The organism is Methanobacterium petrolearium, from assembly GCF_017873625.1.
GTDB classification, from domain to species: Archaea; Methanobacteriota; Methanobacteria; order Methanobacteriales; family Methanobacteriaceae; genus Methanobacterium; species Methanobacterium petrolearium.
In genome coordinates this window covers 26,891-44,327 of record NZ_JAGGKL010000014.1, presented here as the reverse complement: position 1 = coordinate 44,327, position 17,437 = coordinate 26,891, and the positions used below count along the sequence as shown (strand labels likewise).

The following is a 17,437-nucleotide window of genomic DNA, read 5'->3' as shown; positions in this document are numbered from 1 at the left end:
CCTAATCAATTTATGTATCCCTTATTACTTAAGAATCTCCACTTATCGTTTTCCTGATGGCACCTAATTCAGTTTCATGAATGTACAAAATTTTAATAACCCATTAAAGAAAGATGAAAGTAATGTATACTAAAAATTTTGGATAAAAACAAATTCCCTACAGATCCCATTCAAATCATATTATAAATCTTTTGGAATGTTCATTGGGAATTCAATGGGTTAAATTTTTAGAAAAATACTTCTAATAAATGTATAATCCCTAATGGAGGAATAACAAATGCTACATGGAACTGAACTATTGAAAAAGGGTTTCGCCAAGATGACCAAGGGCGGAGTGATCATGGACGTGGTCAACGCAGAACAGGCAACTATAGCTGAAGAAGCAGGAGCAGTCTCAGTAATGGCCCTGGAGAAAGTCCCAGCAGATATACGCGCCTCTGGAGGAGTGGCCAGAATGGCTGATCCCAGCAAGGTTACCGAGATCATGGATGCAGTCAGCATCCCGGTGATGGCCAAAGTACGTATCGGCCACTTTGTAGAAGCCCAGGTTTTAGAATCACTGGGTGTGGACATGATCGATGAAAGTGAAGTACTCACCCCTGCCGATGAAAAATACCATATAGACAAAAAACAATTCACCATACCATTCGTCTGCGGAGCAAGGAATCTGGGTGAAGCTCTCCGCCGAATCGATGAAGGCGCGGCTATGATCCGGACCAAAGGAGAAGCAGGCACAGGTAACGTGGTGGAAGCAGTCAGACACATGCGCATGATCCAGGGGACCATCCGGGAACTTCCCGACAAAACAGAAGAAGAATTATGGACAGTAGCCAGGGAAGAAGAAGCACAATTCTATCTGGTTAAAGAAACCCAGAAACAGGGACGCCTGCCTGTGGTTAACTTCGCTGCCGGAGGAGTGGCCACACCAGCTGATGCTGCCCTGATGATGCAACTAGGAGCAGATGGAGTGTTCGTGGGAAGTGGAATATTCAAATCCGAAAACCCGGAGATAGTGGCTAAAGCCATAGCCGAGGCAACCGCCCACTATGAAGATGCAGAAATCATAGCCGAGGTCAGCCGAGATCTGGGTAAAGCCATGCCTGGACTGGAAATAAGTCAGATACCAGAATCTGAGAGGTTGCAGGATAGGGGTTGGTAGAACCTCTTTTTAACTTCTTTTTTTATCTATATTTTAAAATTAATAACTTTTTTTACAGTCCCTAAAAAGATGGAGGAAATTCATTAATTTTTTAAAATATATACCATTTTTTTTCTTTGTATTTAATTTTGTTGATATTATTTTAATAGAAAATATTATATTCCTGTTATTATCAAGCTTTATTATGAAATCAGATATTATATATAAATAGATAAATATTACTAAAAAGCATGAGTTGTGGGGGATTATAGTGTATAGATTTAGATTATTTTTGGTGTTTTTAGGCGTTATTTTTTTATTTTCGGTTTTTGGGTCAGTATCTGCAGCTAATGTCAACTGGACAGTTAATCCAGGTAGCAGCATTCAAGCTGCGGTTAATAATGCATCTAATGGTGATATAATCATAGTTAACGATGCTAATGGCTCTGCTTATACCTACACTGAAAATATCATTATTAACAAGACATTGAATTTGCAGTCTAATAGTAGCAATGTCACGGTTCAGGCTTATGATGCTTCAAAATCAGTTTTCACAATAAATTTAAATGGCAGTGGTTCAATCATCACAGGATTTACCATAACTGGCGGCACCGGTTTTTTTTCCTCTGGGATCCGTCTGAATTCTGCAAGCAATTGCACCATCCAATCAAATAAGATAACTCGAAACAGGAATGGACTTTGTATTATTGGTTTATCCTCAAACAATAATATATTTAATAATTACATTCAAAATAACACCTGCTATGGCATATGTTTATATTCAAAAAATAATACGCTAACTGGAAACAATATTTCCAACAACTATGCTGGAATTTGGATTTATTCACGTGACAATTTGATTTCTAGGAATATTGTGTCGAATAATGGGGGTTTTGGAATTTACATTGAGGGTTCTAATAATAACTACCTCTATGGAAATATAATATCCAACAACAATTATGGTGTTTATTTCTTTGAATCTAACTTCGAAATGCACTTTAATCAGATATTCGGAAATCAATACGGTGTTTATTCAGATTTAGCTGGTTTTTTAAATGCAACCAATAACTGGTGGGGTAGCAACAACCCCACTATCACCTCCTCTAACACACCAGCAGATATTGTAATCTATGATGGAACCGTGACTTATGATCCCTGGTTAGTCCTAAAAGTGAGTGGTGCAGTGATTCATGTAACACATAACAACACATCCAACTCTCAGATAACTGCTGATATAACCCATAACAATCATGGGCAGGATACCTCTGGTTCTGGAACAATACCTGATGGTTTGCCAGTGAATTTCACCACCAATCTGGGAACTATCACTCCCACTGGAACCACCAGAAGAGGTCAGGCTACAGTTACACTCACTTCCAGCCCATCATCTGGTGCAACAACTGTTAATGCAACTTTAGATGGTCAAACAGTTTCCGGGGCGTTCCGTAAGTCTTTCAGCACCATACAGGCGGCTGTTGAGGATGTATTAACAGTTGATGGTGATATTATCATGGTGGAGAATGGAACCTACACTGAAAATATTGTGGTTGACAAAAAATTAGGCATCTTTTCTGATGGTAATGTTACTGTTCGATCTGGTAATCCCTCAAGCCCAACATTCACTATTAATAGTTCTGGCAGTGATTCAGTAATAGAAGGTTTCACTATTACCCAATACACATCTTCATATGGTATTCTTCTAAACTCAACCAATGAATGCTATATTTTAAACAACATCTTAACCCTTACAGGAGGAATATCTCTTTACAATTCCCATAACAACACAGTATCTGGGAATATTCTAGATGATAATGCAGGTGGAATTTACTTAACTCATTCATGTAACAATACACTGTACTCGAATACTGTGTCCAGAACAATGGACAGTTCTGGAATCATGTTAAGTTATTATTCTATTGATAACACCATCGTAGGGAATGATATTGAACGTAATGGTGAAGTGGGAATTTATATCATAAACCATTCTGGTGCTAAGATCAGTGCCAACAACATCCAAGATGGAATTAGCATCATCACATCAGAAAACATTCAAATATGTGAAAATGATATCAGAGGAGGATATGGTATTAGAGTTTATAACTCTTTAGCAGAAATACATTTCAACCGCATAGTTGGAACCAGCGTAGGACTCATCACCATAGGAAGCAGTGTTATAAACGCAACTAACAATTGGTGGGGTTCTAACAGCCCTATAGTTTCAACGAGTTATCCTAGTGATATTTTTATCTTTGGTGGTACAGTAACTTACGATCCATGGTTAGTTTTAAGTATAAATACTTCTTCTGTTAATTCTGGTGGAAATGCAAGTGTAACAGCAGATTTAACCTATAACAGTAACGGTACAGATACATCTCCTCAAGGACATGTTCCTGATAATGTTACCATAAATTTCATCACCAATTTGGGTATTATAACTACACCTAGCTACACCCGCAATGGGAAAGCCACTTCCACATTCAATCGTGGAACAGTCACTTCCGGAACAGCGACCATCACCATTACTCTGGATGGGCAGACTGCACCAACAAATATCACCATAACAGAGCCGGCTGACACCACAGCACCCATAGTAACAGCTAGTCTTGCAGGTGGAATATATAACACAACACAGACTGTGACTTTAAATTCAATAGATAATCTTGATTCTGATCCTGTTGTATATTATAGTACTAATAATGGTAGTACATGGTATAATCAGGTTAATAGTGTTACATTAAATCTTTCTCAAGGAATAACAAACCTCAAATTTTATGCACGTGATTCAACTGGTAACACCTGTGTTAATCAGACAGTTACTTATATTATTGATCTCACTGCACCAACAGTAACTGCAAACCTAGCCAGCGGAATATACAACACCGCAAAAACAGTAACTTTAACTGCAACAGATAATTTAGACCCTAACCCAACTATTTATTACACTACCAATGGCTGTACACCCACAACCTCAAGCACAAGATACACAAACTCTATCAATATCACCAGCACCACCACTCTAAAATTTATGGCAATAGATAACGCCGGCAATACTTGCACAATACAAACCATAACCTACACCATTGACACCACAGCACCAACGGTAACTGCAAATATTGCAGGCGGAACCTACAACACCACAAAATCCGTGACATTAACTGCAACAGATAACCTTGATGCAAATCCCATAATATATTACAGTATTAACAACAGCATATCATGGAATAATCATGTTAAAACTATTACTTTAAACCTTGATCAGGGAATAACAAACTTAAAATTTTATGCACACGATGCAGCAGGCAACACAGGCACAACACTAACCATAACCTACACCATTGACACCACAGCACCCACAGTAACCACCAATCTTATAGGCGGAACATACAACACCACGCAAACTGTAACTTTAACTGTAACAGATAATTTAGACCCTAACCCAGCTGTTTATTACACAACTAACGGTGACACCCCTACCACTTCTAGCTATAGATATACTGGCCCTTTAACCATTATCAGGAGTCTTACACTAAAATTTATAGCAGTAGATGATGCAGGTAATCAGGCCCCGATTCAAAGCCAGGATTATGTAATCAATACTTCTGGTCAAATACATATTCAGAAATTTTTCTCTGAAAATGAATATTACTTCTGTGAGGAACTTGACCCATCTTTGTACTACAATTATGTTCTGTTGGACATCAACAAACAAATCCCAATAAATGAATCAGGAAATTGGGTAACAATCACCATAAACCAGCAATTTGACGAACCATTATTTGTTTATTCTGGGACGAATCTACGAAAAGTGTATCTGAGCAATATCAACGTTTATGTAGATGATATTCAGGTATTTAGCAAGCTATTTATTAATGGAAATTCTCTGCAACCGTCCTGGTACTGGGCCAGATGTATAGATACCAATTTACTGAATTATTTCCCTGAATACAGTCATACTAGGTATTCGCGTGATTTTGTTGGTTACGATCTACCCTACATATACAGTTTAAACAACGCATACAACGCCGGAGACACAGTACGTTATAATCAAATCTGGCAAACCATACAAAGCGATGTTAACATCACTGCTGGAGATATTTATTTCATACAACATCATTGGCTGGATTTCCAGAACTCATTCCATTTTACCTTCAATTATCCTGGTGGCAGTACTCTTGAAAATGTGCAGGTAACTTATCTTAATGATCCTGGTTCCAACTTCGAATACATCAACCTCTTCCCAGTTGCCACAGTGAAAGTAAATGATGATCGTTACTGTTCTATTCAAGCAGCTATTGACAGTTCCAAAACAAAAGATGGGGATATTATATACGTGAATAGTGGAATCTACACCTACGCCGAAAATATAATCGTTGACAAAAAAGTCACCATAACCTCTACCTCAGACAGTCCCGTGGTTATAAAACCCCTTGATACTCTCAAACCTGTGTTCACCATTACCAGTCCAGGTAGTGGATCAACCATCACAGGACTCACTCTTGCCGAATCTAGTTATCCGGGGATATTTTTAAATTCCACCCAAAACTGTACTATTGTGGATAATGTGTTAACTTATACTGGCGGTATTGAGCTTATTGATTCAGATTACAATATTATAGGAGGAAATACTTTTTCAGATGATAACAGCTGTGGTATTTATTTGAGTAATTCAAGCAACAACACCGTATATGGTAACAGTGTAAAGCGGCTCATGGAAGCTTGTGGAATCTATTTAAATAATTATTCAAAAAATAATGCCTTATACGGAAATTACATTGAAGATGTGGGAATATATGTCAATAATCATTCCACTGCCTATATAATTGAGAATACTATTAAAAATTGTGGAATAACAATCAGAAATTCAGGAAATACCCAAATATACGGTAATGATATTACTAGTATGTATGCTGGTACTGGAATTTCACTTTCTAACTCTTCTGTGGAAATCCACTTCAACAGAATCAGTGGATTTACATATGGACTTAAACTGTCAAATAACAGCACTGCAAATGCTACCAATAACTGGTGGGGATCAAACAATGTGACATATATTGCTTCACCCAACACGCCATCCACACCTTATAATATTTGGAATCAGAATGGCACTGTGATTTATGATCCATGGCTTGTTCTTGATTTGACTGGTTCTATTATCCATGTAACGCAGAATGATACTTCTGATTCAGAAATAACAGCAGATTTAACTCACGACAACCACGGAAATGACACATCATCATCTGGAACACTACCTGACGGTTTACCTGTAAATTTCACCACTACAGTGGGAACCATAACACCCACAGCAACCACCAAAAGAGGTAAAGCAACAGTTACACTCACATCCAGCCCATCATCTGGAGCAACTACGATTACAGCTTCTACAGCCTTTAATTATAACCAAACTGTTTCTAAACAATTTTGTAAATCGTTTAGCACAATACAGGGAGCCGTCAGTGACACTTTAACCAGTGATGGTGATGTTATTGTGGTTGCAAATGGGACATACACCGAAAACATCTTTGTGGCAAAAAACCTCACCATTATCTCAGAAGGTAATGTGACTGTGCATGCATCGAATCCTTCAAATCCTGTCATCTATATTTCTAAATGGGGTAGTGGAACCGTTGTTGCATTCTTTAACTTAATCAATGCCACCAATAATTGTGGAATTTATTTGAATTCAGCAACTGACTGCACCATCTATTCCAATAATATAACTGAGAATTTCAATGGCATAGTATTTTACAATTCCACTGGAAACACTATTCTAAATAATACCATCATGAACAACGAAAATGTTGGTATTGGTTTAGATTATTCAAATAACAATACAATTACCAAAAATAACGTTTCATATAATTGGGTAGGTACATCTTCTCTGGATTCTTATAATAACATTATTTCCAGGAATAAATTGTACAAAAACGGTTTATATGGAATATATATAAATGCTTCAAATGACGAGATCCTTGAAAACTCCATAACCTATAACCTGTGTGGTATTGGCCTTTACACATCTGCAGATAATCAGATACACTTTAACCAAATCTATGGAAACACATACGGTCTTTTTGCAAATGGAACTTTCGTTATGGTCAACGCCACTAACAACTGGTGGGGTCATGAAAATAACACTCCAAGTGTTGCGTTTACAGATACACCAGCAGACATAATTATTTATAATGGAAATGTGGATTACGATCCCTGGCTCATACTTACAGTTTATCCTACCTCTTACAAAGTAGCAAATGGTATGATATACGGAGCAACCATAACTGCAGATCTGACATTTAACAGTGATGATATAGATACTTCAATTCAGGGTTGTGTGCCCGATGGTATACTTGTGTATTTCCACGCCCAGTATGGTACTAACACTTTCCAACAGTTACAATATACACTAAAAGGTAAAGCATCATCCACCCTGGTGTTGGATCCTAATTATCAAAATGTTACAGTTGTCATGGCTGCAGTTGATGGTGCTTATAATTTCACAGGTGTGGACTGGGCTGCCAAAGCATTTATTAATGTTGTGGGTTCAGCTGTAAACGCCTCCAACACCAATCAAAAACTTAACTTTACCTATGAAATACCCTTAAATGATCCAACAACATGGGTCAGTGTTCTCTGGAAGGAAACTAGCTTATTCCATGGGGAAGTGGATCTTATTGTAAATGGGAACATAGTTAAGAGTTGTAATGTGGTGAATGCAGCTTATCTTACCTATCAGAATGATTATTCTGCGGAGGTATTTAATCAAATTCGATACATTAATGGTTTGTTCTTAAATCCAGTGGAATCTACCACATTCGTGCCTAACCAGTATTTACAGCCCATTATTAATTATTATCATCTTGAAAACATGACATTTGATCAACTGGAGGATTTTGTTCTGTTGTTGGTTAAGGTAGAGAATAATTTCACGGATAATGAAACTTCTTTCATTAAAAATCATCGCCGTGAATTTATAGATCTGGTTGGTTTTACTATGGTTTATCCTGGTGATGCTGCTCAAACCATAAGCATTGTGGACCCTGACAACAACGAAACAATAAGTATAAACCTCCCAGGAAACCCCATAGTCAGAATAAGCCCTATGATATACTTCGATGGATATATGGAAGATGAAAACGGAACACTCTATGATGTGGGTTATGAGGGTGTCAGAAGCTTCGCCATAACCACCACCAAAGTAACAAATGAAGTGGTTCAATACTGGCTGGATAAACAATCCTTATATGCTCCAGGGGCAATGAAAGCAGCTTACGGAACATTCCTCACATCCCTTTTGGTAATTAAATGTCATGATATGGTAGCAGACCAAGCTGCCAGTGAATTTAATGTGACTTGGAGTCGTACCACACCCATAGTGGTTTCCTGCTGTGATGATGCAGCATCTACTTACATAACTGGAGAAATGGACCATAGGATGGGTATGGATGTAAATGGTACACCCTGTAATGTTTGGGCCTTCAGATTTGCCTGTTCATTATCATTTTCACCAATTGAACAGGGGGTGAGTGACACCATATGGAATACCACAGCGATTGGTTCTGTGACTATGGGACTTGGGGAACGGATTCTTAATGGTGAAGTACCAGATCTGTTTTATAATAATGGTTATATCGTGTTGAAGATTAGGGATATGGATGATTTGATACTTTTGGTTGATCCAGTGACTGGTATTGTCAGGGATGTTTATAGTAACATCTGTGGTGTGAACTGTTTCCATAACCAGATCACAGATCATGTGATTCAGGTGTTGGGAACTTTAAATAGCAGTGATCCGAATGTTCAGCCGGAATGGTTGAATTCCACGGCAGAAATTACCATGGCTTCTTCAGCTGCAGTTTTAGTAGGCATGAGTGCAATAGCCGATGCTAGTGCCACAGCAGGTGGAACTGGAACAGTTTTATTTGGTGGAACCGCTTTAAGTACTTTAGTTGCCTATTCATGGATTGTTCCTCCTGTTGGGGCGGGTATAACAGTAGCTTGTGTTATATTCTATATCTGTGTTGATCAAGGATGGCTGCCTCCCGAAAGATGCAGGGAAATATACGGAGAGACATTCCCCTTTACTTTCGGTGTGGTAAACTGGTTACTATATGATGAACCACCAACAAGAATCACACAACTACAAGATGCATACTGGCAATCAGCTTATTTTCTTATGGTATTAAGTGAAAGTGATGACACAGAATTACTTAATGACTTATTTAGTAAAAAAGAGTGGAAAGAAATTAAAAAAATACTTAGTGGAGAAAAAGGTAAGGAAATTGAAATAAAAGCAAAAAAGCTTTCAGAAGATCCGGAAGTTGGTGGTTCTGTACCTCCTGATGATCGTTTAACAAGATTTTTAGGATTTTTTGTAAATAAAATAAGAGAAGGATATGGTAAATTGAAAACTGGGGATTATGTGGGGGGTGCGATAGATATTGTTATAGGAACATCTGGAATTGACGTGGTAGTTGGAACCTGGTTCCTTTATGAGTTTTGGCCTGAAGGACTTTGGCCTAAAAAATTGGAGGAACTAAATGAGACTTTTCGATAGTTACAAACTTAAATCCTTGCTTAAGAAGGGTGTTGGACTTGAGAATCAGGGTAATTACTTGGAGGCCTTGGAATGTTATGATAAAGCTGGAAAGTTAGATCCTGAGAATTTTTATGTGTGGTATAATAAAGGAGTGTCTTTTAGTAAGATGGGTAGATATTCTGAAGCCTTGGAATGTTATGATAAAGCTATAAAAATAAATCCAAAAGATTTCAGAGCATGGTATAATAAAGGAAATGCATTTAATGGTCTTGAAAAGTATGAGAAATCCATAAAATCTTTTGATAAGGCCCTAAAACTTAAACCAAATTTTTCTTCAGCATGGAATAATAAGGGGAATGCTCTCAGATATCTGGAGAGATTTGAAGAGGCAATTAATAATTATGATCATGCCTTAAAGTTAGATAAAAACCATGTTAAGGCCTTGAACAGCAAGGGAATGATTTTCAAAGATCTTGAGAATTACAAGAATGCTTTGGAGTGCTTCGACAAAGTTTTAAATATAAACCCTGTTTTCGTTGATGCTTGGATTAATAAAGGTGATACTCTTAACTATCTTGAAATGTATGAAGACGCTCTTAAATGTTTTGATGAGGCCTTGAAATTAGATGCAGATAATTTAAAAGCATTAACTTATAAAGGTCTTACTCTTGTACTAGTTAAAAAACCGCAAAAAGCTTTAGAGTATTTCAACAGAGTATTAGATGTAAATTCTGACTTTGAACCAGCTAAAAAAGCTAAAGATAAAATTTTATCTTCAATGTCTTAAGTTTCTCATCGCTACAACCACATTAACAGTTGGCATGGTGCTGGTCAAATAATAAGTCTTTATAAATGCTCAAGAGATATGAAAGTGTCTACAGAACATTCTCATGTCGCTCGTAATATCAAATGCCATGACATGGTGGCAGACCAAGCTGCCAGTGAATTTAATGTAACCTGGAGTCGCACCACACCCATAGTGGTTTCCTGTTGTGATGATGCGGCCTCATCTTATATAACTGGGGAAATGGATCACAGGATGGGTATGGATGTAAACGGAACTGCCAGTAATGTTTGGGCCTTCAGATTTGCATGTTCCTCTGCCTTTTCACCCATTGAACAGGAAATAGGAAACCCAGATGGTGGTGCTATTGGTTCTGTAACCATGGGAATCGGAGAACGCATCATCAATGGTGAAACACCTGAACTGTTCTACAGTAATGGTTATATCATCTATAAAATCAAAGACCAAGATGACATGATTCTTCTACTCGATCCAACCACTGGCATTGTCAGAGATGTTGCTAATGGTATTTGTGCTGTGTATTGTTATCATAACCAGATCACTGACAACCGAATTGAACGGGCTGAAAACTTAACCAGTAGTGATCCGAATGTTAGGTCTGAATGGTTGGATTCGATTAATAATAGCACAGTTTCGTTGGTCAATATTGTTTTAGTGAATGGAACAATATTTAATGGTGAAGTTCTTCCTCCTGAAATTTATGGGCCATTTTTACTTCCATTGATGACAATGGAAGTGTTTCATAATCTTAAACCTGGAATAATAAATGAAACTGAAATAAAGAGACAGCTTGATATTTATAAAGATGATATAATTAGGAATATGGATATAATTTATTCTGTTACAGGAAATTATGATTCTACAGAGAATTATACGCCGTTAGCTATATACAATTGGCTTTTTAGTAAGTTTTTTGGAAACGATTATCAAAAGAGCACATATTCGCCATCGAATCCATATATACAAGAATGGGCAAATGATATCAAAGGAAATTATACTTTAAATACGAATTACGATAAAGGACAAGCGGTCTTCAATTATGTGTTTTACAATGTTGTAACATTTTGGCATGCACACAATAACATATGTTGCCCTATTGAGGATGTGGCCAAATATAATGAAGCAAACTGCGCAGAAACTACGCGAATTGTTTACAATCTTGCCTTAGCTTCGGGCATACCTAAGGATGATGTTCGATGTGTATACCTTGAGGAGGAACATCATTATTGGGTGCAAATACGCTGTGATGGTGAATGGAAAGATTGTGATCCTTCACATGCGTATACGAATAATAAAGAGCATATTGTTAGGAAATTTGGAGACATTCCCACAGACAATGTGGGGCTTATACGCGTTATATCCGTAGATAATGTTGGATGAGATTGGAAATCTACAATAAACTTTTTAGAGAGATATTATGAATAAGAAAAAGCTTTTGATTAGTGTTGTTTTAGTTGTATTTTTATTTTCTGTTGTTACATTCATGTCATTTGCTTTGAGTGTTATATCTGATTTTAATGGAAGAACACATTTTGATCCTTCTTCTTTTAGTACTACTTCTTTTGATAATTCCACTCCACAGGCAACAGCGGTATCTGTAGCAAGACTGAATATGGGAAAAAATTTTCATATGTTTGATGTGAAAGATGTTTATTTGACTTCTGATAAGAAATATTGGATAGTAAAATTTGATTCTAGCCCTAAAAAAATTGATTTTATTGTTACTATTGATACAAAAACTTTAATGAGCAAAGTAAATGATGGTGAATGGAGGTCCTTTGATGAATTGAAAGCACTCTATATTGCTCAAATTCAAGGATTAGGTAATTTATGCCGTAAACCTGAAAAAGTAACTATGGATGGTAAAGAAATATGGAAAGTACCTTTTGCCACTGACTTTAATGAAAATGGCACAGATAAGACAGTTAAGTATATTTATGTTGATGTTACAACAGGTAAAAGCAAGAATACATTAGAGGATTTTAATAAAGCTGCGGGGACAGATGATTGGTTGACATTAAAGCAAGTAGATGCAGTACTTACTAAGAAAAATTGGGAATATCCCAAATCAAAACCATTTAGAAATATTTTAAGGGATTTTTATCCAGAATAAAACCTTAAATAAGGAAGTTTAGTTATGGATAAGAAAAAGTTACTGGTTGCTGGTGTTTTAATAGGTGGTACTATTATCTGTTTAGTTTAGAGATTTCGATAAAACATTATTATCAAAACCTCTCTTTTTAAACCAGCAATTTAAAAGTTGGATTTGTTTAAGGGGCCCCACCAGCTCCTCCCAGGTTTTCTCCGGTCTTAGCATCAAGCTCTATTTCCCCTACTGCCTCTCCATTCTGGTATAATGGAACTACATATATCTGCCTTCCATCAACCGTGTTGAGTACGGGTGTTCCTGCAGTTACACCGGGTTCGTCCACAAATTGTAGAGCTATTTCTTTAGCTTCTTCAGGTGACTTTATATTACTGTTGGTTGTGCTGTTAGTAGTGCTGTTGTTTTGTGTTTGATTAGAAATGTTCTGGGTGTTATTCTGAGTTTTATTCTCACTGGTACATCCAGAAACCACCACAATTAAAACCATTAAGGCCATCAGGGCCAGAGTTAATCTTTTAATCATTTTTTCTTCCCCTCACTTTCATGAATTTCAGAGCAAATAAACATCACTTTAACCTTTAATTTTATGTCTTTAATCCTATAAATTTATTTCTAGAATAAAAAGTTCCAGAATACCGAGTTTACCTTATTTTCTGCCGATGAGGACATAGGAACGTGGTTCTACCAGCAACCTTTATAACTTCTAAACTTCCCCCTTCAGGACATTCCCCTCCAGGGCACCGGTGAGGAAGTAAATAGGACTTGGGGAGAGATCCTGGTTCGTCATGATATTCTATGGCTGTATCCAGTACTTTTCTCATATTTTTGAAGAGATCTTCCCAATCTGAGACATTTAACTTATCGGCATGGGTCATGGGATGCACATGACTCTGGTATAATATTTCATCAGCGTAAAGATTGCCAATGCCCGCAATCACATTCTGGTTCATCAAAAGTGGTTTGATCATTCCCTTTCTTCCTTTAACCATTTCCTGGAAATCTTCAAAATTTACTTCCAGTGCATCAGGACCCAATTTTTTCAACTCAATAAATTTATCTGGGGCCCTGGTTATACCCAGCTTACCTAATTTACGGGCATCATCAAAGGCAAGAACATCACCGCCTGAAAATTGGATTATCAGCCGGGGATATTTGGAACTTTTGGTACTGTAAAGGAGTTGATGATGTTTATGATTATTTTCAGACACGTAATCTAGATATCCGGTCATTCCAAAGTGCATTATCAGAAATAGGTTATTATCCAGTTTTCCGAAAAGGTATTTTCCATAGCGCTGGCTATCAATGAATCTATGCCCTTTTAGGGTTGTTTTCATCTTTTCGGTACTGGTGTCTATCAGAATTTCTGGACTTAAAACTTTCACATCTTTTATGGATTGATTCAGGGAAGTTTCATCAAAATAGTTTTTAAAGATCGCAACACTGGGAAGTTCAGGCATTTTATTCACTCAAAATGTTTTAAATCATGGATTTTTACATTGTAATTTCAAATGCCTTTATGCTGGTTTGATTAATTATATTTATTTATTCTGAATTTCCGGTAATTTATTCTGGTTTAAAAATTCTTCATGTTTATGATTGGCGTTTTCGATGGCTTTTTCAATGTCTTCTTCTACATTGGTGGATATTTTACCGTGACCAGGTAATAATAGGTCTATTTTCATAGTATTCAGCCGGGCCAGGGAGTTTATGTATTCACCGTAGCTTCCTGAGCTGGATATGTTGGATATGGTGCCCCTGGCAAATACGGTATCACCAGAGATCAGTATTCTTTCACGGGGCTCATAGATGCACAGTGATCCAGAGGTATGTCCTGGAGTGTGGAATATCTTCAAAAACCAGTTTCCCATGTCAATCACATTCATATTCTCTAACCACAAGTGCACGTGATAACCATGGGGGTCATGTCCATGTGCCCGGCAGAGCAGTACCTCGTCATCTGCAGATGCTATTTTGGTGGCTGCATATCGGTGTGCTATAATTGGCAACTTATCCTGCAGGTAAATGTTGGCTCCAAAGTGATCCACGTGTTCATGGGTGTTTATAACCATACTTAACGAGTTTATGTCTATTCCAATATCGTGCAGATCTTTTTTTAAGATTCCAAAATTCTGATTTATGCCAGGATCAATGAGAACATTCATTTTATTTCCAATGATGAGATAGGACTGGCAACTGGGTTTGCCGGTTTTAATTAAATATAATTTTGGGATTATTTCCTGGTACATGATTATGCTTTCCCATTTATCATACTTTGATTAACAAAGAGAAGGTAAAGTTATATAAATTTAATTATTTGCTGGAAAAGAAGATGGAGTTAATATTAAGATATTATTTAAAATGTGAATTTAACCATTAAAAAAATAAAAAAAGGGAAAAAAGGGGGGATGAAGGTAGGATTAGGAGGTAGTTAAACTGCTTCTTCTCCCCTTTCTCCTGTTCGGATACGGACAACGTCGTCCACCGTTGAGATGAAAATTTTTCCATCTCCAATATCCCCGGTTTGCGCTGTTTCTACAATGGTTTTAATTACGTTCTCCATATCTTCATCTTCTACCACAATTTCCAGACGGGTTTTGGGTAGCATGTCGATTCTGTAATCACTTCCTCTGTAGCTTTCAGTTATTCCTAACTGTCTTCCACGTCCTTTAACTTCGGTCACAGTAATTCCATGACATCCAGTTTCTTCAAGGGCATCTTTAACTTCATCTAATTTATTTGGTCTGATTATGGCCACAATTTCTTTCATGATATCACCTCATGGCTCGCGTATATTGATTAAATACGATAACCGGTCTCTTCGTGTAGAGAAATGTCCAGTCCTTCGATTTCTTCTTTATCTTCCACGCGTAATCCCATGACCATGTCAATGATTTTACCTATTATCAGGGTGACCACGAAGCTGTAAACAGCTACCACGACTATGGCTATTATCTGGATCAGTAATTGTTCAGGGTTACCATAAAATAGTCCTGATGCTTCACCGATGAATGGGGCGGCGAATAAACCTGTAGCCAGAGCACCCCATAGACCAGACATTCCGTGGACACCGAATACGTCCAGGGCATCGTCGTAACCCAGTTTGGGTTTCAGGTAGCTTATGGAGAGGTATGAAACTACACTGGTCAATAGACCGATAATCACAGCAGCCTGCACAGTCACGAAACCAGCTGCAGGTGTGATTGCAACCAATCCAGCTACTGCACCGGTTATTGCGCCCAGAACAGTTGGTTTACCGGTTTTCAAGTAATCGATTATGACCCATGAGATCATGGCGGCGGCAGCGGCAGTGTTAGTATTAATGAACGCTTGACCTGCCAGTCCATCTGCAGCTAGGGCTGATCCTGCGTTGAATCCGAACCAACCGAACCATAGCAGTGCAGCACCAATAACAGAGTATCCCAGATTGTGTGGTAATAATTTAACTTCTTTACGTTTACCTAAAAGCAGTATCAGGGCCAGGGCAGCTACACCACAGTTAACGTGTACTACGGTACCTCCTGCAAAGTCCAGGGCACCTAAGGCGCTCAGGAATCCTCCACCCCATACCCAGTGGGCTATAGGTACATATACCAAGGATACCCATGCAATAACGAATACCATCCATGAAGAGAACTTCATCCTTTCCACTACAGCTCCAGAAATCAGAGCTACTGTTATGGCGGCGAACGTCAACTGGAAAGCTATGAATACAGTTTCTGGTATGGTTCCAGATAATTGATCTACTCCTATTCCACTAAACAATAGATTTGCAGGGTTTCCAATTATTCCTCCCAACATGTCTGCCCCGAATGCGAACTGATAACCATATAATACCCAGATGATACTGGTAATGGAGAATGCAATAAGGGACATGAACATGGTGTTTAATACATTTGCTTTCTTGGTAAGACCTCCGTAGAAAAGTGCTACTCCAGGCACGGTCATTAACAGTACCAGTGCAGTGGAAATTAGCATCCAGGCGGTGTCACCAGAATTTAAAACATCCATTGATTTTTCCTCCTAATTATCGATTGTATTTTTTTGGTTTTTTTTAAAAAATTGAATTTTATTCAGTATATTTGTAAACAAAGATACAAACATTATTTTTTATTTATTAAAGTTATTTTAGCTATTTTTAGCTTAGGTCAAGGGGCCTAAAGCATTTTTTATATCTTTTTTTATTTCATAAAGATTTCACCCCAATTTGCCGGATATCGGAAACATACTTCCGACAACTGATTATTATTTCTAATCTCTTATAAATGTTTCGATTAGGAGGTTATAAAAAAAAGTAATAGATGGAATAATTACCGGATTATTTTTGGAATTTCTAGATAGATATTACAACAATAAACACAGATCTGCATTTTTTAATGAATAAATTTTAATGCACTATAACACTGTCATTAAAAATAAAAAAATAGGAAGAAAAAAACATTTAAAATCATCATGTATCTGAATTATACGGCTTTGTTTCCTCTTTCACCGGTACGAATACGTATAACTTCTTCTACAGGTGATATAAAAATCTTTCCATCACCAATGCAGCCTGTTTGAGCGTATTTGGTAATGGTATCCACAATTTCATCCACATCCTCAGTTTTAGCCACAATTTCAATCTGAGTTTTAGGTAATAGATCAACTTTGTAATCAGTACCACGGTAACTTTCAGTTATTCCCAACTGTATTCCTCTTCCTTTAACATCTTTAACAGTCATCCCATGGCAGCCAATGTCTTCCAGGGCCTGTTTAACATCTTCAAGTTTATCCGGCCTGATGATGGTTATGATCCTTTTCATATTATCACCTCAATCATATGGTTCTTTAAGGAATGATTTGTTTACAATCTATTTA

11 protein-coding genes are annotated in these 17,437 nt (G+C 37.4%); 5 read left to right on the top strand and 6 right to left on the bottom strand.

Features of this window, described 5'->3' with window-relative positions; genetic code table 11:
* Positions 1 to 277 precede the first annotated feature (277 nt).
* The 5 genes from pdxS (at position 278) to J2743_RS11235 (ending at position 12,589) form a co-directional block, all read left to right on the top strand.
* The gene (gene pdxS / locus J2743_RS11255; RefSeq protein ID WP_209627255.1) at positions 278 to 1,159 is read left to right on the top strand and encodes a pyridoxal 5'-phosphate synthase lyase subunit PdxS; all 882 of its coding nucleotides are present in this window, start codon (positions 278 to 280) and stop codon (positions 1,157 to 1,159) included.
* Between the two features lie 250 nt (positions 1,160 to 1,409).
* Complete coding sequence (locus J2743_RS11250) at positions 1,410 to 9,689, top strand: NosD domain-containing protein (protein ID WP_209627253.1); 8,280 nt, start codon at positions 1,410 to 1,412, stop codon at positions 9,687 to 9,689.
* Positions 9,673 to 10,458 carry a tetratricopeptide repeat protein gene (locus J2743_RS11245; protein ID WP_209627251.1) on the top strand — a complete coding sequence of 262 codons (786 nt, stop codon included), beginning with the start codon at positions 9,673 to 9,675 and terminating at the stop codon, positions 10,456 to 10,458. Before J2743_RS11250 ends, J2743_RS11245 begins: the two co-directional genes overlap by 17 nt.
* An 84-nt stretch (positions 10,459 to 10,542) precedes the next feature.
* Complete coding sequence (locus J2743_RS11240) at positions 10,543 to 11,856, top strand: hypothetical protein (RefSeq protein WP_209627249.1); 1,314 nt, start codon at positions 10,543 to 10,545, stop codon at positions 11,854 to 11,856.
* 37 nt (positions 11,857 to 11,893) lie between these two features.
* Positions 11,894 to 12,589 (top strand): hypothetical protein, encoded by a 696-nt coding sequence (locus tag J2743_RS11235; RefSeq protein WP_209627247.1) that lies wholly within the window; start codon positions 11,894 to 11,896, stop codon positions 12,587 to 12,589.
* 157 nt (positions 12,590 to 12,746) lie between these two features.
* Here J2743_RS11235 and J2743_RS11230 read toward each other — a convergent pair whose 3' ends face one another.
* The 6 genes from J2743_RS11230 to J2743_RS11205 all read right to left on the bottom strand — a co-directional run bounded on the left by J2743_RS11230 (position 12,747) and on the right by J2743_RS11205 (position 17,382).
* Positions 12,747 to 13,106: a PepSY domain-containing protein gene (locus J2743_RS11230; protein WP_209627245.1), complete on the bottom strand. Its 360-nt coding sequence runs from the start codon at positions 13,104 to 13,106 to the stop codon at positions 12,747 to 12,749.
* A gap of 118 nt (positions 13,107 to 13,224) precedes the next feature.
* On the bottom strand, positions 13,225 to 14,040 hold the full coding sequence (locus tag J2743_RS11225; protein ID WP_209627243.1) for an Fpg/Nei family DNA glycosylase: 816 nt from the start codon (positions 14,038 to 14,040) through the stop codon (positions 13,225 to 13,227).
* Between the two features lie 81 nt (positions 14,041 to 14,121).
* A complete protein-coding gene (locus J2743_RS11220) occupies positions 14,122 to 14,829 on the bottom strand; it encodes an MBL fold metallo-hydrolase (protein ID WP_209627241.1) in 708 nt (235 codons plus the stop codon).
* A 182-nt stretch (positions 14,830 to 15,011) separates the two neighbouring features.
* The gene (locus tag J2743_RS11215; protein WP_209627239.1) at positions 15,012 to 15,350 is read right to left on the bottom strand and encodes a P-II family nitrogen regulator; all 339 of its coding nucleotides are present in this window, start codon (positions 15,348 to 15,350) and stop codon (positions 15,012 to 15,014) included.
* Between the two features lie 29 nt (positions 15,351 to 15,379).
* Positions 15,380 to 16,591: an ammonium transporter gene (locus J2743_RS11210; RefSeq protein WP_209627237.1), complete on the bottom strand. Its 1,212-nt coding sequence runs from the start codon at positions 16,589 to 16,591 to the stop codon at positions 15,380 to 15,382.
* Between the two features lie 452 nt (positions 16,592 to 17,043).
* Positions 17,044 to 17,382, bottom strand: a complete 339-nt coding sequence (locus J2743_RS11205) for a P-II family nitrogen regulator (protein WP_209627236.1) — start codon at positions 17,380 to 17,382, stop codon at positions 17,044 to 17,046.
* Positions 17,383 to 17,437: the final 55 nt, after the last annotated feature.

What these genes read in the sequence shown, in the direction of transcription:
- J2743_RS11235 (WP_209627247.1), top strand. Translation starts at nt 11,894, where the DNA reads ATGAATAAGAAAAAGCTTTTGATTAGTGTTGTTTTAGTTGTATTTTTA.
- J2743_RS11205 (WP_209627236.1), bottom strand. Translation starts at nt 17,382, where the DNA reads ATGAAAAGGATCATAACCATCATCAGGCCGGATAAACTTGAAGATGTT.
- J2743_RS11230 (WP_209627245.1), bottom strand. Translation starts at nt 13,106, where the DNA reads ATGATTAAAAGATTAACTCTGGCCCTGATGGCCTTAATGGTTTTAATT.
- J2743_RS11210 (WP_209627237.1), bottom strand. Translation starts at nt 16,591, where the DNA reads ATGGATGTTTTAAATTCTGGTGACACCGCCTGGATGCTAATTTCCACT.
- pdxS (WP_209627255.1), top strand. Translation starts at nt 278, where the DNA reads ATGCTACATGGAACTGAACTATTGAAAAAGGGTTTCGCCAAGATGACC.
- J2743_RS11215 (WP_209627239.1), bottom strand. Translation starts at nt 15,350, where the DNA reads ATGAAAGAAATTGTGGCCATAATCAGACCAAATAAATTAGATGAAGTT.
- J2743_RS11245 (WP_209627251.1), top strand. Translation starts at nt 9,673, where the DNA reads ATGAGACTTTTCGATAGTTACAAACTTAAATCCTTGCTTAAGAAGGGT.
- J2743_RS11225 (WP_209627243.1), bottom strand. Translation starts at nt 14,040, where the DNA reads ATGCCTGAACTTCCCAGTGTTGCGATCTTTAAAAACTATTTTGATGAA.
- J2743_RS11220 (WP_209627241.1), bottom strand. Translation starts at nt 14,829, where the DNA reads ATGTACCAGGAAATAATCCCAAAATTATATTTAATTAAAACCGGCAAA.